Here is a 22,329-nt window from a genome sequence, read left to right as displayed (position 1 = left end):
TATTCGAATGATTTTTGAGCAATTAGTAAGGTGATGTTCGCAAAAAAATAGGGAAGAAAAATATGCGTACTTGTTTTTTTCTTTTTACAATTTATAATTGCTTTTGTACTCAAATATTAACTCTAGAGAGTGGGGGAGCAACTTTGATTGAAACGTTGAATGTATTTACAAAATCGGGAACCGCGTTGAAGGGCACTATTTTCAAAGCCAAAAGAGCAACCACTGTGTTAATTGCTATTACGGGTGTTCACGGTAATTTTTATTCGAATCCTTTTTATGTCAATATTGGAAAAACGTTGATGAAAGCTGGAATTGATTTCATATATGCGCAAACACGAGATGCTTGCAGTCAAGTTTCCTCAGTCAATCAGTTGACCGGTGAAGCGGAATTGGTAGGCTCGTGGTCTGAGAATTTTGATGATGCGGATGGTGATATTGATGCTTATCTTGAGTATACGGAGCAATATCATTATCAACATGTCATTCTGGGTGGCCATTCTTTAGGTGCGAATAAGGTTATTCACTATTTAGCCCATCATGTGGCAACCAGAGTTGACAATTTTTTGTTGTTAAGTCCAGCTAATATTAAACGGTTGACCGATACGGTATCAGACAATGAGAAGCAATATGTAAAGTCATTAGTTGAAAGCGGCCAAGATGAACAATTATTGCCATTTCAACTTTTTGGATGGCTACCCTGTACGGCCGGCACGGCATATCAGTGGATTTATTCCAAAACATTAGATAACGTTCATTCTGATGAAAACGCAGATTTTACACAAGTTGAACATGTAAAACATAATGGTGCATTGTTAATTGGAACTATGGACAGTTTTACTTATGGCGATCCCAGTCAGTACTTGAAAACGATTAATGAGCACTTTCAAAATAAAGATCGTAATGAACTTATATTTGTGAGAGGGACAGGCCATACGTACCAAGATAAAGAACAAGAGTTAGCAGATATTATTTTAAAGTTGTTAAAGAAATGGGGAGGTAATGATAATGCCCTTTATTATGGCCAAGGTTAATTCCAAAATTACAAGTAAACAAAAGCTACAATTGAAAACTGGTTTGGGCAAAGCAATTAGTTTTGTCCCGGGAAAATCGGAAGATGTACTCATGGTTGGGATTGAAGATCAATATGATTTGTATCTACGTGGTGATGGTGAACAAGCCTTAGCCTATATTTCAGTAGCAATTTATGGAACACCTCAACATGAGGGCTACATCAAACTAAACCTTGCCATTACGGAGTTGTTTTATAAAACACTCCATATTAATCCAGAAAATATCTTCATTGATTATGAAGATATCAAGGTTTGGGGAACTAGTGGATACCTCATTGATGAAAATGGTGTACATGTCCCTGAAGGAATAGTGGACGATTAAACGTAATCATAAAGGAGTAATTGAAATGCAAGATAAGTACAATAAGCTTTTTGAACCATACACCTTGAATAATAATGTCGAGATTAAGAATCGGTTGGTGGTTGCGCCGTTAACGGTCTATGATTCAGGTCCAGATGGTGAATTAACAGGGGCTGCTCGTAATTTCTGGGAGGATCGCTTTAAAGGCTTTGGCATGTGGATTATTCCATTTGCCAATGTCCACCCTAGCGGAATTGGATTTGAGTCACCGAATGCTTTTCATGAAGAAAATCTACCAACGTTAAAAGAGTATGCAGATATTTCACATAAGCAAGGTGCTAAGGCCGTAATTCAGTTAGCCCATGCAGGAATTCATGCAGCACCTGATATGACACAAGGCTATGATCTAATGGGACCAAGTGATTTACCATATATGGGAATTCGTGGCATGACTGACGATGAAGTACGTGAAATGGTACATTCATTCGCCTACGCGACCGAACTGGCAATAAAAGCTGGACTTGATGGCGTTGAAATTCATGGTGCCAATGGTTGGTTAATACAACAATTTGTATCGGCGACATATAATCAACGTACTGATCATTGGGGTGGCAGCATGGAGAAACGATTTAACTTTCCAATGGCCATTATTGATGCGATTGACGAAGTTCGGCAGAAATATCAGCGCCCAGATTTCATTGTAGGCTATCGCTTTTCGCCAGAGGAACCTGGTGAGGCTGGTTTGACTATGGAAGAAACGTTAGCATTGATAGATTTACTAGTTGAGAAACCGTTACAGTATATTCACATCTCGCTTTGGAATTTTTACAAAAAAATCCGACGTGGTGGTGATACAAATATGACCCGAATGGAAGCTGTTCACGAGAGAATTAACGGCCGTGTGCCATTTATTGGGGTTGGCGATTTATTCGCTGAGGAGCAAGGCTTAGAGGCTTTTAATACCGGTTGGGCAGACTTTCTAGCCGTTGGTGGCTCAGTTGAATTGAATCCACACTTGGTTAATCAAATTAAAGATGGTCGGGAAGATGAGATTCAGAGTGAGTTTGATTGGAATAAAATGGATTCATATCGTTTTACACCTTCAATGTTGTACGGGACTTTAACAGGAAATGCAATGTTTCCAAAAGTTAAGCAAGGTTAAGATAGTTATGATTGAAAGGTGTGATAAAAATGAAAGAATTAAAAATTATCACTGTAGCTGATCCAATGATGGGGTTATTGTGGGAGACTTGGCCTACGCAACGCAAGCTTGAAACACATTTTGATTATCAAATTAAGTTTGAAATGTTGATGGGACAACTGGTTAAAAATGTTTATGATTTGGTTGACCAAACTGTACTAGAGAATTATGGCAAGAACGTCGCACTTAATCAGTATTGGGTGAAATTGATGCAAATCTATTTGCAAGAAGAATCAATTACGGGCATGCCTATTCAGATGGGTCAAAATGAACGGTTGTTTGATACTGATCATATCTCGTCAATATCGCTTGACAAAGGGTTGCGAGCAATCTCCAATCATAATGCTAAGTTAGAAAATCAGGTGTTATATGAGATGCAATATGATACGGTTATCAATAATTATCAAACTACTGATATTGATTATTTGGTTAAACTTGCAGAAAGTTTTGGTGTTAAATCGGCTCAGTTTATGAATCGTTATCAAGCAACTGACATGGAAACGAATTTGGATAAAGAATTGCAGGTACTTAGTCAATTGAAGATTAAACAAATGCCTGCGTATATCGTGATTTATGATGACAAGAGTTACATTATTAATGGGTTGCCAAAGTATGCGGACTGGCTAGATATTATTAGTAAAATTAGTGAAGGAGCGTTTAAGCCTAATGAGGTTGTTTTTGATTGGAAAGCTGTTTCTCGCTTACTCGAACGTCATCCGCATATTTCGAGTCTTGAATTGAAAGAAGCGTTTGATGTGAATGATGAAACAAAAGTTATTCAAGAAATGGCACATCATGGTTTGGTAAGCAAGCGGGTGAAAAACACGGTGTTTTATAAGAAACCACAAGTGTTTGATATGACGTAAAATTATTGATTAACAACATTTATATTGTGATATAGCAAATAGGAACCAAAACTACTTGATGATTGTCATTTAAGTAGTTTTGGTTCCTATTTTATTATAGATATTACTGTTTTAGTTACTGTTATGGATTTTTTGACCCCAATCAAATAAGCCATTCATTGTATAGATTAATTCTTTTCCCAAGTCTGTGAGATGATAGGTAACCGATGGTGGGACAGTTTTATCGTCATGACGATAAACAAGCTTGTTTTCTTCAAGTTCACGGAGACTTTTTGTTAGCATTGTATTGGTAATATTACCAACCATACGTTTCAAATGATTGTAATGTTGTCCATCATCGAGCATTAACTTCCATAGAATCGGAATTTTCCACTTTGAACCGATGATTTTCATTGAATAAGTGATTGGACAGTATTCAGGCATTTCTGTATTGAATCGAGCAACCATTTTTTCAAATACTTGTTGTTCCATAATTAACCTCAGATCCTTTTTAAGAACGAAAAATGAGTGTATATATATTTAAGTTTCTAGAGATATTGTAACATTAATTATTACATAGGCCAACTTTTTGCGGCAGCTTTGTTAGTTATCAATTCACAATGATGAGAGTATCATTCAAATAAATCATTTGTTTTTCCCTATGTTTGCGACGTATCTGATAAGATTTTTGAATTTGGTCATGAGTGATTCGATAATTTTTAATCCGTTAATTGTAAAATCACTTTAGTTTCTGGTTAAAGTAATATTTTTTTGAGTGTACTATCTGGTTAACACTGATTGGACTAATTTTAACGATTTTAGTGAATGGGTATTATTTTTTTAAACGGGCAATTGAATTTTAAGTCCGTTTCATCAAGTTAAAGAAATTCTTCATCCCCTAAGTGTGTGATGAATCTCCTGACAACTAATGACATTAATTGTGGAGTTTTGCTCAGCAATCAGATGATCATCTTCAAAGGTAAGAGCTGGTTTGAAAGCTTCATTTTTTTAATTAAGATTTTAATAATGATCAATTTTAATATTAGCAATCTGTTAGTATACATTTTGGATAGATTATTTTTTGGGGGGATTTGATGAACAAATTGCGAAAACACTTTTTTAGTGAGGCTAGACGTCAAGATTTAGTACAAAAAGCCGAAGTAACAAAGTTGTTAAATGCAACGAAATCACTTTGGATAAATGTGATTATATACTTGCTCATAACAGTAATTGAATATTGGCTTGCTTCAATTGGCCATTCACAAGCATTACGAGCCGATGCTTTCAACAATTTATCTGGCGTAATATCTACCTTTGTATTGATAGTGGGTCTGCATGTTGCAACGAATATGAAGGATGATGATTTTGTTGGAAAGACAATCCCGTCTGACACAACTCGTGATAAAGAAACTATTCAACTATCTAGATTTCGTTTAGAAACTATTTTCACGTTGATTACTAGTTTTATTATTATTTTAATTTCAGGACAAATTATTATTCAAAGTGCGACATCATTGTTTAATTTAGGAACAGAGTCGCATCCTAACTTATATTCTGCAATTGGAGCTGGAATTGCAACGATACTGATGCTAATTGTTTGGCAGATTAACTTAAAAAATGGTAAAAAGTTGCAAAATTCTGCACTGCTAGCCGCAGCTAAGGATAGTTTAGGTGATGTGATAACCAGTTTAGGAACGCTATTGACTGTCTTGTGTGCTTTTGTTTTTAAAGTTGCTTGGTTGGATAGTGTTGTCAGTATTGTAATTGGTTGTTTTATTCTCTGGTCGGGATTACAAATCTTTCAGGAATGCACACTTAATTTGGCTGACTATATTGACCCAACGCTAGAAAATAATATCAAAAAGACGGTTGAGCAATTAAGTGAAGTCTGTAAGGTAGTAGAATTAAAAGGCCGATATAATGGCAACGTTCTACTTGTTGACATGATTGTTATGGTGGATGCCAAGATGTCCGCATTTGAGGTCTATCAGTTAAATGAAAGAATAGAGTCAGAGCTGGACGCTAAGTTTAAGGTTTTTGACGTTTCGATGCAAATAGTTCCAGATCCAGAAAGTCTGGATGAAAACGATGTTCAGTTTTAGATGAGCAATTGAATTTTTAATAGATGAAAAAGGGGGAGCTCCTTGAATTACTAGGAAAAAGAGACGTTTTATTTAAAATGTTATTAATTCGTGTCATAAATGAATAAAAAGATCGCTGCCAATTGTGCAGCGATTTTTTTAAGTGACGAATTTACAATTGAAGTGCAACGATAAATAAAAGAAGACTCATCGCCTGAGTCTTTGTAAAATGGAATCACCACAACACCAATTACAAGGATAATTCTGACTATGAGCCTATACAAACATCTTAACGTAAAAGACCGAGATACTGACTTGTGTTACTTCGGAGTTGTCTTATCAAAAAATTGCGACTAAAGTTGGTTGTTCTAAAACAACTATTTCGCGTGAGCTTAACCGAAATGGTGGTTATAAGGAGTACTCTGCAATTCAAGCGCAAGACAATTATCAACGTCGGCGATTAAATAGTCGGCGTCTTAGACTTTTGGAAAATGATGATTTGCGCAACTTTGTTGTCAGAAAAATTATGGTTAGTCATTGGTCACCAGAATAAATTTCAGGTGGTAAAATTCGTAAAGTTAAAGGAACGGTCAATGAACGTCACGGTCGTTTTAATGACGTGCCTTCGGTTCATGATCGTCCTAAGTCGATTCGGCCATTGGGAAGGTGATTACCGTTCGTGGTAAAACCGGACGTTCAGCTTTAGTAACTTTGGTTGATCGTAAATCGTGGTTAATGTTGCTAATCTGTGCACGAGCTGATTATCTACACGTTCGTTATAGGGATAGGCAACCGTAATCATGCCATTCTTACGTCACTACGGCTTTAGATTATTTAATTTAACGTTCAAATACAGGCTAGTGAGGATTGTTAATCCTGAGATGCCGCCTAACTGTAGCATGACCGTTTCTAGCGAAGGTGTTGGTTGATGTCCTAATAACGGAAATAAATACCAGAATCCGATTTCGGGAAAGAAAGACAGTTCGATTGCTAGAGTTGTGACTGTCGGTTGAGCTTTTTTTGGCAGATCTGCTGGATACTGGGAGATATTTTTCCGGCGACGCAGTGTATTTATGAGAAAGAAACAGCCGATAAAGATGACTAGCGATAGACCGATAATTAAGTTCCAAGTGCGATTTTTGAAATAGAAAACAAGCGTTGTTAGCAAGAACCAATCGATTATTTGGAAATGCATCTCGCGTGATCGCATTAAAGCCTTCATATTCTTTAGCATGACTTTTACCTATTTTTATTTAAAAGGCTAACCTGATCCTGGCTTGAAGGCAAAAAGAAGGGTTTGAAGTTAAATTGAACAAACTAAACCTTTAATGACTAATATGTTCAGCAAATCCTCGCAAGCCACCAATGATTGCTTTGAAAGGTACTGTCGTAAGTTGATGATCTTCGTCCATATACGTGACTTGCCCTTTAGTAATCGTTGTAGCGGCATTATCGTGGGCCAACAGATTACGCAGTTCAAAATGGGGAATGGTCGGCAATGTCTGTCCTTCGAAGAACAAGTGATAGAGATCAGCTCGCCCACGCGGACTGCGAAGCTTCTGTGAAATATCGCGAACAACGAGCGTTTGAAAAGCGTGGCCTTGAACATTAGCGGCCACGTTTGGAATTACCGCCACGAGCTGTGATTTTAGGAAACCTTCTGTTAAGACAAATGCCGATAGTAAGAGTGATTTCTGCAATAGTGGATTATTTTGGTGCGTTAAGGCTTTTTGCAAATCCGCTAGAGCTGCCAAATGCTGTTCTAAGGTAATCGGTGTATGCGCATATAAATAGTAGTTTTCACTTTCTGGTGTTGCTTTAACTGGTTTCGGTGTTGCGGATAGCTTGAGTTTACCTTCGGGAACACCTAATTGGCGTAACGTTGCGACGATTGGCCGTCGAACCGTTTCCGCGGCTGGGTAACGTAGCTCGGTTGTAGTGAGATTATTGCCGGGCACTAGCTCAATTTTGGCATTCAGGGCGGCAATTAACGGCGCGTCTGGGACATGTTTAAGCAAGTTCTCCGGTAAAGAATCGGCTGTAAAGCTCAAGTGTTGTTCAAATGGCATGAATAGGCCATGTAACTCTAGCAATTGGACTAATGTGGGAGTTGCTAATTGTGTAAGTAACGGCCAAGTAATTGTTTGGGCGGTCACTTCTGGTTGAATAATGGCTCGTAATCCAGCCTGTAATTGTTGTTGACGATTGATAGTCGCCACCTCCTTTAATGAGTATCTTTAGCAGGAGCGTAGCATATTCAGGCCAAAAAGTGCAACTTTGATGATTAGTTAAATAGTAAAACTAATTGTTTTGATAAGAAAATTGTGAAAAAAGTGTGTTTTTTTGCCAAAAAGGGTTTTCAAAGTCGAAATAAATCGATATAATAATTTATAAGTTATGAAGATGATAATATTTAACGAACAAGAGGAGGCGCAAATTTATGATTAAATTATTTACGCAAGCAAGTTGTAGCTCATCACGGAAGACTCGCAGTTGGTTACGGGACCATGAGGTGGCGTTTGAAGAGAAAAATTTCAGTTCGGAAGCTCCGACTCATGCGGAACTCAAACAAATTTTATGTTTAACGGAAAATGGGTTAGACGATATTATCTCAACACGATCACAACATTATCCCAAGATCGCTAAGCAGTTACCGGATATGTCATTCAATGAAATCTTAACCTTGTTATGCGAGCGCCCCCAATTGTTACGGCGGCCAATTATCTTAGGTGAAAATAAGCTACAAATTGGATTTAACGCGGACGACATCCGTCAATTTATTCCACGGCACATTCGCCGGTTAAATTTTAATGAAACCCTGACTAAAATTGCTTGGTAAGGGAAATAAACGCTACGTTTAGAACGATTGACCGTATTTTTGGTCGATCTTTTTTTATTGGTTTTAAATGAAACGGTTGCATTTGAAACCATTAGTGCTATACTCAATTTATTCCTTAAAGATGGTGAGATGATGATAAGTGGAAAGATCACATTCGATCATGAGTTTGTTGTATCAATTAGCCAATGTTGAAACGCAACTTTTAAATCAAGCTTTAAGTCAGCAGAATCTGACGAATGAACAGGCACGAGCGCTGAATTATATCCGGCAACATCCGGCCACCAATCAACGCGCAGTTGGGGATTATTTAGGTCGTCAAGCTGCGAGCACCTCGAATTTAATGAAAAGCTTGTTAACACGGGAATTAGTGACTCGAGAACCGGCGCCAAATAATGATCGTGAAAAACAATTACGGCTAACGCCAGCTGGTGAACAATGTGCGCAACAGATTGAAGCCGCTTTTCAACAAGTTGAGCAGCAGATTCATCAAGCGGTGCCAGTTGAACAAGTTACCCCGCTGGAGAAAACATTGACGACTTTACTGCAGCAATTAACGAAAGAAGACTAAATATGTCATTAACTGAACAAGAAACTAGTGAAACTAAAGCCGAACTACAAGCTAATTTTAAACTATCTGGTTTGACCTATGAACAAGTGGCGGCGGATTTGGCAACAACGCCGGAGCATATTGAAGCCGTACTGAACTTACAAGTGTCAAGAATTGAAGATCCATGGATTTTATTACGTTATTTGGATCGTCAATTGAAAGCCAAGGGACAAACGCCAGTGCCATATAGCCGATTGAATGGCTCACCGATGCGGCATTGGTTTTTGAATCAAGGTCGGATTCGGCGGGGGTTACTGAGTTAACTATAAAACCAAAGTGCCACGTTAAGATCAATTCTAAAGCTGATCTTAACGTGGCACTTTGGTTTTATTTAGAATTGATCTGTAGTTAGGATGCGGATAAAGTCGCATTACCCAAAGTTTTTGGCAAGCCCCAAACTTCTAGAATTGGGAATAACATTAGCAACCCTAAAATCGCGAAACCATATTCGTAAGCAGTTGCTAGTGCAGTGTACATACTGATGACATGTACGACAACCGTAATCAAGGAGACACCCAATCCTTGCGCCATCGTTTGCACCACAGCGCTTAAGGTGTTGGCACTATTGCGATCTTGAGGTGCAATTTCAGCGAAACTCAAACCGTTATAGGCAGTCAGGGCTAGAGAACGGCCCATCCCGGCAACCATCGCAAGCAACGCAATGATTGGGGCCGCAGTGTTTTCACGGATGAAGGCCAGCGCCACGCCACTAACTAAGACCATTAGGAAGGCGGCTAATAAAGCCCCACGGTAACTGAGCTTTTGAATGATAATGGTGGTAAACGGCTTGATTCCAATATTTCCCACAAAGATAAAGAGCACAAAGCCCCCAGCTTTGACTGCGGCCCAGCCAAAAATCGTTTGTAAATAAACGGTTAATAAATAGGGTAAAGCTCCGACTGATAACCAGAGTAGTGAGCCGCCGGTTTGACAGATTCTAAATGACGCTGTTTTTAGCGCAGTAACAGCAAATAACGGCTGTGCCGCATGACTAAGGTGGTAGCCGACCAAGCCAATACCTAAGAGTCCTATGATAACTAAGGCTGAACTTAGCCCCCAGTTCGCATTGGTCCGGGTTGCGGCTTCAGCCCCAACTAAGATTAAGATGGAAGACGCAGCAATTTCTAAAAAGCCCATCCAGTCAAAAGGTTGGGCGGTGTTATGTTGATCAGGGGCTAACCACCAGGTACCGATGGCTAAGATGACGATTCCAATTGGTAAGTTAATGAAGAAAATCCAGTGCCAACTCCAGTAGGTAATGATAAAGCCACCTAAAACCGGGGCAATTGCTGGGGCGATCAACGCTGGCCAGACCAGATAACTCACCATCCGTAGCAACTGACTAGGTTCAGTCTTTTCTAGCACGATCAATCGCGCCGTTGGTGTCATTAAAGAACCAGCGACACCTTGCAATAAGCGCATCGCTAACAAAATTGTGAATGTTGGTGCTAGGGCACTTCCTAAAGAACTAGCTGTAAATAGCGCCACAGCACTGAGCCAAATAATCTTTTTGCCAAAGCGATGGGCCAGCCAACCGCTTAAGGGAATGAAGACGGCCACGGTAATCAGATAAACACTGACTAAAAGTGCCGTGGTAGCCGCCGAACGATTGAACGTCACTCCAATTTTGGGCAGTGCGGTGGTGACAATGGTGCCATCCAGAATTTCCATGAAAAGACTGGCCGCCATTAAGAGGGCGATTTTAATTGTTTTTGACATGATTAACCTCGTTGTTGTAATTGTTGTTTAAAGTCGGCTACCCATTTCTGGGCAACCTGAGCTTGTGCAATGCGCAAGGTAAGTTTTTGCGCGGCGTACCAATGATCAGGGCGATCATGTTGTTGTAAATGTTGAGCGGCTAATTGGGCCTCAGTAATGATGGCGCTTTGCTCGGTGGCGTAGGCGTCTAATAACGTGAGTTGCCGTTCGAGTGGTAAGTGTTGCATGACATCAAGTTTGATCAAAAAGATGTCGTTATTGTGGGCACCGGCTGGAATTGGTGTGGCCATAAGTTCAAGAAAGCGGTCTTTACCGGCATCGGTAATCGTGGCGATTTTTGTTTTTTTCGGCGCTTCGATCACTTGCAACGTAATTAACCCTTGTTGTTGTAGGCGTTCGAAGAGCGGATAAATGACACCGAAACTGATACGTCGATGATGGCCTAGTGAGACCTGCATCGCGGTACGAAGTTGGTAACCATTTTGGGGTTCTTCCATTAATTCTCCCAAAACGAAGAGTTCATTCATCATCAGTGTTGATCCTCCTTTGTATCTAAAAGATGTAAAAATCATATATCTTTTAGATGCACCTGTCAATCTTGTTTTTTTAATTTTTGAGAAAATAAACCTAAAAAACACCTCCAATCAATAATGTGATAGCTTATTGGCTGGAGGTGTTTGAAGTAGCTGATTAATGTTAAATGAGCGATTAGAGAAGACAACGGTCAATGCTAGTTGTCGGTAACATGGCCGCAATTTTAATGGGACAACTTGCTCAACTTAATCCAGATTTGTTTGCGGACAAACCTGTGTTAGATCAAGATGGCGTGCGACATGCCGGGATTAAGAATAGTACGGTAGTTTTGAAAGCCGGTTTTGGACAAATTACCAATTTGGCGATGAAGTTAAGTGCCGATGATACGGTTGAAAGCTTAGTCTTTACAGCGAAAGGGCAATCGTTAAGCAATCGCTTTGAAGAATATGCCGAGATCGTTAGTGACAACGACCTAGCGACTTTAAAACCTGTTGGCTTAATTATGACGGGTGAAGAGTCGGTAATTCGTCAATTAACAAAGAAGTTCAGCATTTTATCGTAGTAACTAAAATCGCGTGTGCCTAACGACTCTAATAGAGTTCATAGGCACACGCGATTTTTAGTTGTAAGGTTAATAATTAATTGGCTCTTTTCGTGGCTCTCTTTTTGAAAGCGTGTCGTAAGCTAGTCAACAGATTAAGAAAAATCCAGACGATAGCGACGAGTATGGATCGATCAAGATTATCGAAAATACTTGGCCAAAAGTCTTGGTTACGCCAGCCGATGTCGAAAATAGTGTAGACGAATGGCGAGATCAAAAAAATAAAAATAGTGCTACACAGTAGTCGCCGCAATGTATAGCGCCAAGTACGTTTAATCGGTGTTGCGGGCGTCAAATCCCTAATGAGGCTGACGACCCAACGGCCAACGAAAACAATGGTCATGATAACTGCGAGACCTAAGATTAACCAAGTCCCCTTATGGAACCAGATAGCCGTGATCAGGGCGACCAAGAGGCTAAGGCTTAGGTAAAGATCCAAATATAGTGATAATCTTTGTTGGCTTCGCTGAATTTCAACGACTTGTCCTTGAGTGATTTCAGGATCAAAGCCATATAAGTAGTGGGCAATAACATTAACAAAACTGATTGGCATGATGAACTCCTGACTGATATAATAAGTTTATTATAAACAAACAGCTAACTGTTAACAAGGTGTATTAAGCGGCTAGCGCGAATTGAAAGTGGGAAAAAGACGTGAAAGGTCGGACATGGGTCTTATTTTTAGGAACAGTTGTGATATTAGGATTAGGCTTATCTGGCTGGCTTCAACATGGTCGAATACCGACCGCTAATACTTATGCGAGCCAAACCATTAATCGTGAGATCAAAAACAAGCATTGGGCCACACTAAAACGCTGGACGGGGTCAGATACTAAGTTGTTAACGCAACTAAAACAAAGTGGTGGCGTTGATTTTGTTGCTAATATGAAAGAACTTGAACTAGGTGATAACGTCATGTTTAGGATATTGAACAAGAAAAATGTCAGTATTACCGTCAAATTAGTCCATCATCGAGTTGGCTTTTTAGGCCTATATGATCAATACAGTATCTCAAAAATTAAGCGATATTAAGACTAAACAGACCTGTCATTTTGGCAGGTCTGTTTTACCATAACTGATGGCGCGTATTGCATATCACTTGGCACAAATTGTCATATGATTTTAGTCGATTTCACCGTAAAATAATTTTCATCAGCAAACATTATCGCGGTTTGCATTGCTTAATGAGCAGTTGATCATTTTGAGTATTATTCGGATGGGGACTGGCAACCCGATTGTGCCAAGCCGGGTGGCAGGTCCGTATGCATATGGTCACTCGATTGAACAAGTCTTGGGCGTTAGGGCGACATCAACAAGCAATAACGCGCTTGTATTTAAACGTGGCGACTTAGAACAACCATTTTTGACACAAAACAATTCAATGTGGCACTATTTAGAACCGGAATTTAAACGCCAACTTGCCAGTATTACCGATGATCAGTCATTTATCCAGTCGATGCGGCAAATATTGTATCGCGCTATTGCGGCGGGTGACTATTCAATTGACACAATTGCGAGTCGGCTAGGTGTTAGTGTACGGACACTGCAGCGCTATTTAGCAAACGGACAGACGACTTTTAAAGTGGAGACACAACTAGTTCAACAAAAGATGGCAATTGAGTTTGCTAAGAATCCACAATTGACGACTACCGAAATTGCCTATCTGGTTGGGTATACGGAAGTTAGTTCATTTACGCGCGCCTTTAAACGCTGGACGGGGCAAACGTTAACTCAGTATCGAGGTTAATTTCTTTGATGAAAAAGCGAAAGTTCAACACTCACACGGCCGCCGTCATGTGAGTGTTGAACCTTTTTGTAGTGGGATTAAGTATTGGAATTACTAGCGGCAGCTTGTTCTTGTTGCTTAACATAGTCAATCGCAATGACCAAGCCGACTAATAGTAATTCGCTGTCATAGTCGTTGATGGTTAGTTCATATTGATCACCAAAGCTCAGCCATTTTTTAGCGACCGTTCCCACGACATGGTTTCCTTGGCGAACGTCAAAGTTCATATCCCAAAAGTCCCCGGTAATGGTCATGCCTAACGCGTCGATGTTATAACGTGGTTTAAATAACGTAAATTGCTTTTTTATTGTCGCGGCTTGCCGGCCGTTAATCGTTACTTGCAGCTTTGGCAACCACGTAAACGGTTGATTAGTGACCGTCGCCACGACTTTTTCATGTTGATCTAAAATATCAAAGTGTTTGGGAATTTTAAATAAGCTCCCGACGACTTGATAGACCGGTTGCTGGGCGGCATCGATGACCGCAAATTTATCGCGCAACGAAAAGATCTTCTGATTAATATAGAGTTGACGCATCGAACATTCCCCCTAGATGTGATTACCTTTTATTATAGGTTAACGGCGACGTAATAAAAAGCGATTCACCATCGCAGCGAATCGCTAAGTCAGTTTTAAGCGCGTTGTTTCAAGGCGCGTTGAACTTGTCGTAAAACTTGTGCTTGCCGCAATTTTGGAACGACTGTGCGTTGTGTTAAGACGGCGTAACCTTGCTCACGGGCAACGGTTAAGATTTCGCGGTATAAGTAAGTCGCGGCCATTAACGCTGGTCGGGCGGCATCGTCAATGAGTGGCAACATGGTCAACCCTTGTTGGTAATCTTGCTCTGCGACTTTAGCGGTCGCTTCCCACAGGGCGATGAAGTGATCACTGGGGGTGACGGTTTCAAAGTCAGCGTTGGTCACCCCGTGAGCGATTAACTGTGACTTCGGTAAATAGATACGACCTTGCTGATAGTCTTCACCAACGTCGCGTAAGATGTTAGTGAGCTGCATCGCACTACCTAACGCAATCGCTGATTGACGGATTTGGCGATGCTGGCTGGAGAGAATCGGTAAGATCATCAGGCCAACCGACCCGGCAACGTAATAACGATAGTCCGTTAACGCGGCTGACGTTGTCGGTTGCGTGAAGGTCGCATCCTGGCGTTGACCTTGTAGCATGTCGAAGAAGGCCGTGTGATCCATATCATAGGTGGCAAAGACTACGGCTAAAGCTTCCCACATTGGTTTAGCGGGAACCTCACCAGTCGTAAAGGCCACTAACTCTTGTTGAAGCTGTTCGAGACCCGCGAGATCGTGATGCACATCGATTAAGTCATCGGCGGTCCGGCAAAAGGCATACACGGCATAGATACTCCAAGCACGGTGGCGGGGTAAATGTGAGAAGGCCGTGTAAAACGACTGTGACGCGCGTTTCGTGATTGCGGCGCAAATTTCAAAGGCGGCACGATTAGTTTCAAATAAGGTTGGATTTAGCGTGGTCATCTTTCAACAGCTCCTTTACGGCTAATTTGGCACTCTGCATGACAATCGGTACGCCGGCACCGGGATGGATGCTACTGCCACAGAAGTAGAGGTTCTCGGCATATGGAAACTTTGGTTGCGGGCGGTAATAGTTGCTTTGGCCTAAAGTTGGTCGTAAGCCAAACGTCGCGCCATTGTACGCCCCAAATTCAGTTTTAAAATCTTGTGGTGTGAAATGGCGTTCAAAGATAATGTGGTCGGCTAGGTCGTGAAAGCCTGGTTGTTGGCTAATTTTGTCTAAGATCAGGTCGCGGTAATCCGCAATGGTCTCAGGTGACCAGTCATCGAACTTTGATAATTCAGGTACTGGGACTAAGACGTATAACGCATCGTGGCCCATGGGCGCTAAACTGGGGTCCATCTTGCGTGGTCGGTAGAGGTAATAAGACGGATCACCTGGTAACGTCCCCGTTTGGAAGAGTTCGTCGACGTTACGTTGGAAATCGGTAGCTAAGTGAATCGTGTGTAGTGCTTGGTCCGGGTAAGTTCGGTCGAGCCCTAAGTAGAGAATGAAGCATGAACAAGAATACTTGGCGCGGGCCAAGTGGCGATCGGTGTATTTTCCACGTTGTGATTCGGGTAATAGGGTTGTCATGGCGGTTGGGAAATCCACGTTGCCGATGACGTAATCACTGAGAACAACTTGATTACCGAGTTGCACGCCATATGCTTGGCGATCACGAATTAAGATCTTCGTAACGGGGCGGTTTAAATGAATAGTGCCACCGAGTTCTTCGAATAACCGAACCAGGCTCTGAACTACGGTATACATACCACCTTTTAAGAAGTAAACCCCGTAGAAGAGTTCGATCATCGGGATCATATTGTATAGCGATGGCCCTTGGTACGGTGAAATGCCGATGTAGAGGGTTTGAAAGGCTAAGGCTTGGCGCAAGTGCTCATTGGTGATGAATTGACTCAAGTTTTTGTAAGCATTGCTAAAGGTTTTAAGGCGTAAGCCGGCTAGTAATGACCGTCGATTATAGAAATCTGACCACTGCCGAAAGCTTTGTTCTAAAAAGTTTGGTTTGGCGATGGCATATCGTTGATAGATATCGCCCAAGAAGCCTAAAAATCCTGGGACGTCTTCCGGGGCGATGCGTTCGATTTCTTGGATTAAGGTGGGGAGGTCACGTGACAACGCCATCGATGTCTGATCACCAAAGACCAGTTGCATCATTGGTTCGACCGGCTCAAACGGCACGTAATCTTTAGGATCAACACCACAAAACTCGAAGAGCTCTTCGTAGACGGCTTTCATCATCACGATGGTAGGGCCAACGTCAAAGGTAAACCCTTGCGACTTAATCTGGTTCATCTTGCCACCGGGCTTAGCGGCTTGTTCATAGATGGTGACGGCATAGCCTAATTTTTGTAGACGAACGGCCGCGCTTAACCCGCCGATCCCGGCACCAATAATCGTGACTTTTTTACGCATCGTTAGCCCTCCTTTAACAAAATAATAATAAAAACGGTAATCTGTTACTTATATATTTTGCCGGAAAACGCTGTGAACGTCAATTTTAACGATTAATGCGTAGCAAAAAAAGCCACCGTTATTAACGGTGACTTCAATGTTTAGGCGCGCTTTTGACGGCGATGCCACCCGATGCCAAAGTGAACCATTGATTCGGTTCCGGCTTTGATCCGGGCAATATTTGCTTTGTGACGGTAAAAGATAAAGATCGTTAAGATCACCGCAATGACCGATAAGATCCAATCTTGGTAATAAAAGATCGCAATCAAGCTGACGATGCTAAGTGACGCCATACTAGCGACACTGACCATGCTAGTGATATAAACCAGACTGAACATAATCGCACTGGCAATTAAGAAGAAGTGCCAGTTGTAAGCCAGCAGAATACCGGCACTGGTTGCGACGGCCTTGCCACCTTTGAAGCCAATGAAGATCGAGAACGTATGGCCTAAAATAGCGGCCAATCCAATAAGTAAGGCGTTAACGGGTAAATGTAATAGTGCCGGTTGGGCGGCAGCTAACGTCCCTTTTAAAATATCCATCGCCATGACGACCGTTCCGGCCGTGGGACCTAGCACTCGGTACGTATTGGTTGTCCCAATATTACCACTGCCGGCGTCACGAATATCGGTATGGAAAAAGAGTTTCCCGATAATCACGCCGGAAGGGATTGAGCCGAGTAAGTAGGCGATGACCAACATCATTAATATTTTCACGGTTGGTTCCTCCTGAAATAGCGTCAATCCATATTTTAGCATAGTTAGCCGTAGGGTGAAGAAAAAAGTTTGACAATTTAGGGCGGCGTTGTTTACAATTAAACGAACATACATTCGTAGTGTCGAAAAGGGACATTTTTTAAGTTGATTTACCATAACACATGATTTTTAGCAGCGAGTACGCTAAAGTTATGAAGATTGTCTGATAAAATTGGCTTAAAACTCGCCTGATAAGCATTAAAAGTATGAAAAAGCCGTTGAAATTAAAAAAGCTGTGCTATAATTTAATCTGCGCGGTTTTAACGAGTCGCGGTATCAGCGAAAAGAAAGCGCCTTACTTGGGTTGGTTACTGGAAACCTTCGTTAAGGCGTCAGTCAAAGGAGCAATATGAATGGCCAAAAATACACCAAAATATGATGATTCATCCATCCAAGTGTTACAAGGCTTGGAAGCCGTTCGTAAACGGCCCGGGATGTATATCGGGTCGACCGATACCCGCGGATTACATCATTTAGTTTATGAAATTGTCGATAACGCGGTTGATGAAGCTTTAGCCGGTTATGGGAAAGAAATCAATGTCGTGATTCACGCGGATAATAGTATTACCGTTGTCGATCATGGCCGTGGGATGCCAGTCGGAATGCATGCGTCTGGAATTCCAACACCCGAAGTGATCTTAACGGTCTTACATGCCGGTGGGAAGTTCGGCCAAGGTGGCTATAAAACGTCTGGGGGCCTCCATGGGGTCGGTGCCAGTGTCGTTAACGCCTTGTCTACGGAATTGACCGTGACGATTATTCGTGATGGTTATCGCTACCAAGAAAAGTTCAAAAATGGCGGTCAACCGGTCGGCACGTTAGAGAAAAAAGGGAAAACCAACAAGCCAACTGGAACGACGATGACGTTTAAGCCCGATGCCAGCATCTTTACGACAACTGTTTATAATTTTCAAACGTTAGCCGAACGGTTGCGGGAATCTGCGTTCTTACTGAAGGGCGTTAAGATTACCTTAACCGATGAACGTGCGGGGCAAGAACAAGAAGAAATCTTCCATTATGAAGACGGCATCAAAGAATTCGTCACCTATTTAAATGAAGATAAAGACACGTTAGGTGACGTCATGTCCTTTGATGGCACCAAAGACGGGGTTGAAGTTGAAGTGGCCGCGCAATACAATGACGGCTATTCCGAAAACTTACTCTCATTTGTCAACAACGTGCGGACGCCCGATGGTGGGACGCATGAAGCAGGATTCCGGAGTGCATGGACGAAAGCGTTCAACGAATATGCCCGCAAGATTGGCTTATTAAAAGAAAAAGATAAAAACTTAGAAGGTTCCGATGTACGTGAAGGCTTATCTGCCGTCATTTCCTTGCGGATTCCTGAAAATTTGTTGCAATTTGAAGGCCAAACCAAAGAAAAATTGGGCACACCGGAAGCTCGAACGATTGTGGACAACGTTGTCAGCGAACAACTCCAATTCTTCTTAATGGAAAATGGTGAGTTTGCGCAAATGCTGATTCGAAAATCAACTAAGGCTCGTGAAGCGCGTGAAGCTGCTCGTAAGGCTCGTAATGAAAGTCGAAACGGGAAGAAACGCCATAAACAAGAACGCTTGTTATCGGGTAAGTTAACCCCCGCTCAATCGAAGAATGCTAAGCGTAACGAACTCTTCTTAGTCGAAGGGGATTCGGCCGGTGGTTCCGCTAAACAAGGACGTGATCGGAAGTTCCAAGCCATCTTACCTTTACGTGGGAAAGTCTTAAACACTGAAAAGGCGAAACTACAAGATATCGTCAAGAATGAAGAAATCAACACGATGATCTATACGATTGGTGCCGGTGTCGGAACTGAATTTGATATTAAGGCCAGCAACTACGACAAGGTCATTATCATGACCGATGCCGATACCGATGGGGCCCATATTCAGATTCTATTGTTAACCTTCTTCTATAAATACATGCGGCCAATGATCGATGCGGGGAAGATTTATATCGCCCTACCACCGTTATACCGGTTACAGAAGAAGCAAAACAAACAAATGCGGACGGAATATGCTTGGACCGATGAAGAACTCGCCTTACGGACGAAGACCTTTGGTAAAGGCTATGCCTTACAACGGTACAAGGGTCTTGGTGAAATGAACGCCGAACAGTTGTGGGAAACCACAATGGACCCTGAAAAGCGGACTTTAGTTCGGGTTCGAATCGATGATGCAGCTTTAGCGGAAAAACGGGTCACCACGTTAATGGGTGATAAGGTTGAACCACGTCGTAAATGGATTGAAAACAACGTTCAATTTAGTTTGGATGAAGATGGGTCAATCTTAGATAACGAAGCAGTTAGCTCAGCACATGAACAAGTCGATGCTGAACTTGCTCAACAACTCAAACAAGATTAAGGAGGTCGCACAATGGCAGTTGAACAACCAAAGATTCAAGAATTAACGCTCGAAGACGTCATGGGCGATCGCTTTGGTCGCTATTCAAAATACATTATTCAAGAACGGGCCTTGCCGGATATTCGGGATGGTTTAAAGCCGGTGCAACGGCGAATCTTGTATGCGATGAATCAAGACGGCAATACGTTTGATAAAGCTTTCCGGAAGTCTGCGAAGTCCGTCGGGAACGTCATGGGGAATTTTCATCCCCATGGGGACTCGTCGATTTATGAAGCGATGGTCCGGTTAAGTCAAGATTGGAAGCTTCGCGAACCACTGATTGAAATGCATGGGAATAACGGGTCAATGGATGGTGATCCAGCGGCAGCCATGCGGTATACCGAAGCACGGTTGAGCAAGATTGCTGGGGAAATGTTATCGGACATTGATAAGAAGACTGTTGACATGGTCTTAAACTTTGATGATACCGAATATGAACCAACGGTCTTACCCGCGCGTTTCCCTAACTTACTCGTTAACGGGGCCACCGGGATCTCGGCTGGTTATGCGACCGAAATTCCACCGCATAATTTGGGTGAAGTCATCGATGCGGTCCTCTACTTAATGAATCATCCTAAGGCTGAATTAAACGATCTGATGGACTTTGTCAAAGGCCCTGATTTCCCAACTGGTGGGATTATTCAAGGGCTTGACGGCATTAAGAAAGCCTATGAAACGGGTCGTGGTCGGATTGTGGTTCGGTCACGAACTGAAATTGTGCCATTAAAAGGGAATAAATCGCAAATTGAGATTTCAGAGATTCCTTATGAAGTGAACAAAGCTCAACTGGTTAAGAAGATGGACGAAATCCGGATCATGAAGAAGATCGAAGGGATTGCTGAAGTCCGGGATGAAAGTGACCGTAAAGGGTTATCCATTGTCGTGGAATTAAAACGGGATGTGAATGCAGAAGGCATCTTAAACTACTTGTTTAAGAATACCGATTTGCAAATCACCTATAATTTCAACATGGTGGCTATTTATCACCAACGGCCAGAACACGTCGGTTTAAAGACGATTTTGTCAGCTTACTTGGAACATCAACGCGAAGTCATTACGCGCCGGACCCAATTTAACTTGCAAAAAGCCGCTGATCGGCAACATATCGTTGAAGGGTTAATCAAAGCGATGTCGATTCTGGATCAAGTGATCAAGACGATTCGGGGCAGTAAAGACAAAAAGGATGCTAAGAACAACTTAGTCAGCCAATTTGACTTTAGCGAGTTACAAGCCGAAGCGATTGTGACGATGCAGTTGTATCGGTTAACCAACACCGATGTTACCCAATTGGAAAAGGAAGCCGCTGAATTGGCTAAAGCCATTGCAAGTTATCATGCAATTTTGGAAAATTCTAAGGAATTGGATAAAGTCTTACGCCGAGAATTAAAGGCCATTCAAAAAGCTTATCCAAGTCAACGAATGACTGAAATTCAATCTGAAATTCAAGAAATTAAGATTAAGACGGAAGATGTTGTGCCACAAGAAGACGTTGTCGTCATGATTAGTCATGATGGTTATATCAAACGGACCAGCTTGCGGTCATATACTGCTTCTGATGCGGATGACAATGGCTTAAAGGACGAAGACTTTCCAATTTACTTGGCGAAGAATAGTACGCTGGACCATTTGATGATGTTTACGAATAAAGGACATTTAATCTATCGGCCAGTTTATGAGATCTCAGATGCCAAATGGAAAGATACCGGCGAACATATCTCACAAACGATTGGTTTAGCAGCTGATGAGCGGATCACATGGGTTTACAGCTTCCCAACGTTGAAGACTAGCGGTAAGTTCCTAGTTGCGACCAACGATGGTTACATCAAGCAAACTGAATTTGCGGACTATACCCCCGGTCGGACTTATAAGACGCGGGCTAGTCAATTCATTAAGCTTAAAGGCGCCGACTCTGAAGTAGTGACGGTCAAATACTTTGAAACCGTTCCTGAAGGTAGTTTGGTCTTACTAACGCAACATGGCTATGGCTTACGTTATGACCTTAGTGAAGTGCCAACGATTGGGGCAAAGGCTGTCGGTGTCAAATCGATGGACTTACGCGATGACTTAATTGTTCGGGCAGCCGTGGCAGCCGATGCTGATCTATTAGCGATGATCACCCAACGTGGGTCATTTAAGAAGATGAAAGTTGCTGATATTCCATTGACGAGCCGTGCGCGTCGTGGGGTTCAAGTCTTACGTGAACTCAAGAGTAACCCTCATCGGATTGCAGACTTTACGTTAATTGCCGCCGGTCGCGTTGGCGTAGCCTTAGAGGTCTTAACTGATCGTGGCAAACATCACTCTATTTTAAGCGATGATCATCCAGTCAGTGCCCGTTATTCCAATGGGTCATTTGTTTTAGATACGGATTCAGAAGGGGTACCAGTTGCCATGCAACCCCACCCAATCCCGTTAACCGTTTAAGAAATCATTAACTGACCTTGCATGCGGCTGAACATTAGCTTACACTGAATTTATGGTTAGCAGTTGTTTAATAATTAGTTAAGGTTTATTTACCGATAATGATTACTTGCTTTCGTCGTCAGTTTTGTATAATATTATAGATAT

Annotated in this window: 22 protein-coding genes and 1 pseudogene; 14 read left to right on the top strand and 9 right to left on the bottom strand. The window is 41.9% G+C overall.

Annotated features, from left to right (window positions below; translation table 11 throughout):
* The first annotated feature begins 143 nt into the window (after nt 1-143).
* Genes FFM84_RS03170 through FFM84_RS03155 form a run of 4 tightly spaced genes read left to right on the top strand, consistent with a single transcriptional unit; the run spans nt 144 to nt 3,438 of the window.
* Nucleotides 144-1,031 (top strand): alpha/beta hydrolase, encoded by an 888-nt coding sequence (locus FFM84_RS03170; RefSeq protein WP_130843441.1) that lies wholly within the window; start codon nt 144-146, stop codon nt 1,029-1,031.
* On the top strand, nt 1,006-1,392 hold the full coding sequence (locus tag FFM84_RS03165) for a tautomerase family protein (protein ID WP_130843442.1): 387 nt from the start codon (nt 1,006-1,008) through the stop codon (nt 1,390-1,392). Before FFM84_RS03170 ends, FFM84_RS03165 begins: the two co-directional genes overlap by 26 nt.
* 25 nt (nt 1,393-1,417) lie before the next feature.
* Nucleotides 1,418-2,533 (top strand): NADH-dependent flavin oxidoreductase, encoded by a 1,116-nt coding sequence (locus tag FFM84_RS03160; RefSeq protein WP_130843443.1) that lies wholly within the window; start codon nt 1,418-1,420, stop codon nt 2,531-2,533.
* A 29-nt stretch (nt 2,534-2,562) separates the two neighbouring features.
* Nucleotides 2,563-3,438 (top strand): DsbA family protein, encoded by an 876-nt coding sequence (locus tag FFM84_RS03155; RefSeq protein ID WP_130843444.1) that lies wholly within the window; start codon nt 2,563-2,565, stop codon nt 3,436-3,438.
* A gap of 111 nt (nt 3,439-3,549) precedes the next feature.
* On the opposite strand, the gene FFM84_RS03150 is transcribed toward FFM84_RS03155, so the two are convergent.
* Entirely contained in the window at nt 3,550-3,909 is a 360-nt protein-coding gene (locus FFM84_RS03150) for a winged helix-turn-helix transcriptional regulator (RefSeq protein ID WP_130843445.1), read from the bottom strand.
* A gap of 602 nt (nt 3,910-4,511) precedes the next feature.
* Between FFM84_RS03150 and FFM84_RS03145 the strand changes: the two genes are divergently transcribed.
* The gene (locus FFM84_RS03145) at nt 4,512-5,519 is read left to right on the top strand and encodes a cation diffusion facilitator family transporter (protein WP_130843446.1); all 1,008 of its coding nucleotides are present in this window, start codon (nt 4,512-4,514) and stop codon (nt 5,517-5,519) included.
* 249 nt (nt 5,520-5,768) lie between these two features.
* Nucleotides 5,769-6,239: pseudogene (locus FFM84_RS16485) on the top strand (transposase); the annotation flags it as partial.
* A 584-nt stretch (nt 6,240-6,823) separates the two neighbouring features.
* Here the strand turns inward: FFM84_RS16485 and FFM84_RS03125 are convergent.
* Nucleotides 6,824-7,717: a hypothetical protein gene (locus FFM84_RS03125; RefSeq protein ID WP_130843448.1), complete on the bottom strand. Its 894-nt coding sequence runs from the start codon at nt 7,715-7,717 to the stop codon at nt 6,824-6,826.
* Between the two features lie 221 nt (nt 7,718-7,938).
* On the opposite strand from FFM84_RS03125, the gene FFM84_RS03120 reads away from it, so the two are divergent.
* The 3 genes from FFM84_RS03120 (at nt 7,939) to FFM84_RS03110 (ending at nt 9,207) form a co-directional block, all read left to right on the top strand.
* On the top strand, nt 7,939-8,337 hold the full coding sequence (locus tag FFM84_RS03120) for a Spx/MgsR family RNA polymerase-binding regulatory protein (protein ID WP_130843449.1): 399 nt from the start codon (nt 7,939-7,941) through the stop codon (nt 8,335-8,337).
* A gap of 139 nt (nt 8,338-8,476) precedes the next feature.
* Nucleotides 8,477-8,905 carry a MarR family winged helix-turn-helix transcriptional regulator gene (locus FFM84_RS03115; protein ID WP_225424674.1) on the top strand — a complete coding sequence of 143 codons (429 nt, stop codon included), beginning with the start codon at nt 8,477-8,479 and terminating at the stop codon, nt 8,903-8,905.
* A gap of 2 nt (nt 8,906-8,907) precedes the next feature.
* Complete coding sequence (locus tag FFM84_RS03110) at nt 8,908-9,207, top strand: DUF2316 family protein (protein ID WP_130843450.1); 300 nt, start codon at nt 8,908-8,910, stop codon at nt 9,205-9,207.
* Between the two features lie 85 nt (nt 9,208-9,292).
* Here the strand turns inward: FFM84_RS03110 and FFM84_RS03105 are convergent, their stop codons facing one another.
* Together FFM84_RS03105 and FFM84_RS03100 are read right to left on the bottom strand one after the other, a co-directional pair.
* Complete coding sequence (locus FFM84_RS03105) at nt 9,293-10,663, bottom strand: MFS transporter (RefSeq protein WP_130843451.1); 1,371 nt, start codon at nt 10,661-10,663, stop codon at nt 9,293-9,295.
* A gap of 2 nt (nt 10,664-10,665) precedes the next feature.
* Nucleotides 10,666-11,193, bottom strand: a complete 528-nt coding sequence (locus FFM84_RS03100; protein WP_130843452.1) for a PadR family transcriptional regulator — start codon at nt 11,191-11,193, stop codon at nt 10,666-10,668.
* A gap of 197 nt (nt 11,194-11,390) precedes the next feature.
* On the opposite strand from FFM84_RS03100, the gene FFM84_RS03095 reads away from it, so the two are divergent.
* Entirely contained in the window at nt 11,391-11,759 is a 369-nt protein-coding gene (locus FFM84_RS03095) for a DUF2000 family protein (RefSeq protein ID WP_130843453.1), read from the top strand.
* Between the two features lie 76 nt (nt 11,760-11,835).
* Here the strand turns inward: FFM84_RS03095 and FFM84_RS03090 are convergent, their stop codons facing one another.
* Nucleotides 11,836-12,351: a hypothetical protein gene (locus tag FFM84_RS03090; protein ID WP_130843454.1), complete on the bottom strand. Its 516-nt coding sequence runs from the start codon at nt 12,349-12,351 to the stop codon at nt 11,836-11,838.
* A 101-nt stretch (nt 12,352-12,452) separates the two neighbouring features.
* Here FFM84_RS03090 and FFM84_RS03085 point away from each other — a divergent pair, with 101 nt between their 5' ends.
* Complete coding sequence (locus FFM84_RS03085; RefSeq protein ID WP_130843455.1) at nt 12,453-12,830, top strand: hypothetical protein; 378 nt, start codon at nt 12,453-12,455, stop codon at nt 12,828-12,830.
* Nucleotides 12,831-12,999: 169 nt separating this feature from the next.
* Nucleotides 13,000-13,545: a helix-turn-helix domain-containing protein gene (locus FFM84_RS03080; protein ID WP_130843456.1), complete on the top strand. Its 546-nt coding sequence runs from the start codon at nt 13,000-13,002 to the stop codon at nt 13,543-13,545.
* Nucleotides 13,546-13,622: 77 nt separating this feature from the next.
* Here FFM84_RS03080 and FFM84_RS03075 read toward each other — a convergent pair whose 3' ends face one another.
* From FFM84_RS03075 to plsY, 4 genes are all read right to left on the bottom strand, one after another.
* Nucleotides 13,623-14,120 (bottom strand): LURP-one-related/scramblase family protein, encoded by a 498-nt coding sequence (locus tag FFM84_RS03075; protein WP_130843457.1) that lies wholly within the window; start codon nt 14,118-14,120, stop codon nt 13,623-13,625.
* Nucleotides 14,121-14,215: 95 nt separating this feature from the next.
* Nucleotides 14,216-15,088: a phytoene/squalene synthase family protein gene (locus tag FFM84_RS03070; protein WP_130843458.1), complete on the bottom strand. Its 873-nt coding sequence runs from the start codon at nt 15,086-15,088 to the stop codon at nt 14,216-14,218.
* A complete protein-coding gene (locus tag FFM84_RS03065) occupies nt 15,060-16,565 on the bottom strand; it encodes a phytoene desaturase family protein (protein ID WP_130843459.1) in 1,506 nt (501 codons plus the stop codon). The genes FFM84_RS03070 and FFM84_RS03065 overlap by 29 nt, the downstream gene beginning before the upstream one ends.
* A 140-nt stretch (nt 16,566-16,705) precedes the next feature.
* Nucleotides 16,706-17,320, bottom strand: coding sequence for a glycerol-3-phosphate 1-O-acyltransferase PlsY (gene plsY / locus FFM84_RS03060; protein WP_130843460.1), 615 nt, complete (start codon nt 17,318-17,320; stop codon nt 16,706-16,708).
* 392 nt (nt 17,321-17,712) lie between these two features.
* On the opposite strand from plsY, the gene parE reads away from it, so the two are divergent.
* Complete coding sequence (parE, locus tag FFM84_RS03055) at nt 17,713-19,722, top strand: DNA topoisomerase IV subunit B (protein WP_130843461.1); 2,010 nt, start codon at nt 17,713-17,715, stop codon at nt 19,720-19,722.
* 12 nt (nt 19,723-19,734) lie between these two features.
* Complete coding sequence (gene parC / locus FFM84_RS03050; RefSeq protein ID WP_130843462.1) at nt 19,735-22,185, top strand: DNA topoisomerase IV subunit A; 2,451 nt, start codon at nt 19,735-19,737, stop codon at nt 22,183-22,185.
* Nucleotides 22,186-22,329 lie beyond the last annotated feature (144 nt).

Source organism: Lactiplantibacillus mudanjiangensis (genome assembly GCF_005405385.1).
GTDB lineage: Bacteria > Bacillota > Bacilli > Lactobacillales > Lactobacillaceae > Lactiplantibacillus > Lactiplantibacillus mudanjiangensis.
The sequence above is the reverse complement of the archived record's forward strand: the minus strand, read 5'-3'. Positions and strand labels throughout refer to the sequence as shown.

Excerpts from the sequence above, each read along its gene's own strand:
- FFM84_RS03155 (WP_130843444.1), top strand. The coding sequence starts at position 2,563 with ATGAAAGAATTAAAAATTATCACTGTAGCTGATCCAATGATGGGGTTA.
- FFM84_RS03075 (WP_130843457.1), bottom strand. The coding sequence starts at position 14,120 with ATGCGTCAACTCTATATTAATCAGAAGATCTTTTCGTTGCGCGATAAA.
- FFM84_RS03145 (WP_130843446.1), top strand. The coding sequence starts at position 4,512 with ATGAACAAATTGCGAAAACACTTTTTTAGTGAGGCTAGACGTCAAGAT.
- FFM84_RS03105 (WP_130843451.1), bottom strand. The coding sequence starts at position 10,663 with ATGTCAAAAACAATTAAAATCGCCCTCTTAATGGCGGCCAGTCTTTTC.
- FFM84_RS03090 (WP_130843454.1), bottom strand. The coding sequence starts at position 12,351 with ATGCCAATCAGTTTTGTTAATGTTATTGCCCACTACTTATATGGCTTT.
- FFM84_RS03070 (WP_130843458.1), bottom strand. The coding sequence starts at position 15,088 with ATGACCACGCTAAATCCAACCTTATTTGAAACTAATCGTGCCGCCTTT.
- FFM84_RS03065 (WP_130843459.1), bottom strand. The coding sequence starts at position 16,565 with ATGCGTAAAAAAGTCACGATTATTGGTGCCGGGATCGGCGGGTTAAGC.
- parC (WP_130843462.1), top strand. The coding sequence starts at position 19,735 with ATGGCAGTTGAACAACCAAAGATTCAAGAATTAACGCTCGAAGACGTC.
- FFM84_RS03160 (WP_130843443.1), top strand. The coding sequence starts at position 1,418 with ATGCAAGATAAGTACAATAAGCTTTTTGAACCATACACCTTGAATAAT.
- parE (WP_130843461.1), top strand. The coding sequence starts at position 17,713 with ATGGCCAAAAATACACCAAAATATGATGATTCATCCATCCAAGTGTTA.
- FFM84_RS03100 (WP_130843452.1), bottom strand. The coding sequence starts at position 11,193 with ATGATGAATGAACTCTTCGTTTTGGGAGAATTAATGGAAGAACCCCAA.
- FFM84_RS03150 (WP_130843445.1), bottom strand. The coding sequence starts at position 3,909 with ATGGAACAACAAGTATTTGAAAAAATGGTTGCTCGATTCAATACAGAA.
- FFM84_RS03120 (WP_130843449.1), top strand. The coding sequence starts at position 7,939 with ATGATTAAATTATTTACGCAAGCAAGTTGTAGCTCATCACGGAAGACT.
- FFM84_RS03165 (WP_130843442.1), top strand. The coding sequence starts at position 1,006 with ATGCCCTTTATTATGGCCAAGGTTAATTCCAAAATTACAAGTAAACAA.
- FFM84_RS03095 (WP_130843453.1), top strand. The coding sequence starts at position 11,391 with ATGCTAGTTGTCGGTAACATGGCCGCAATTTTAATGGGACAACTTGCT.
- FFM84_RS03110 (WP_130843450.1), top strand. The coding sequence starts at position 8,908 with ATGTCATTAACTGAACAAGAAACTAGTGAAACTAAAGCCGAACTACAA.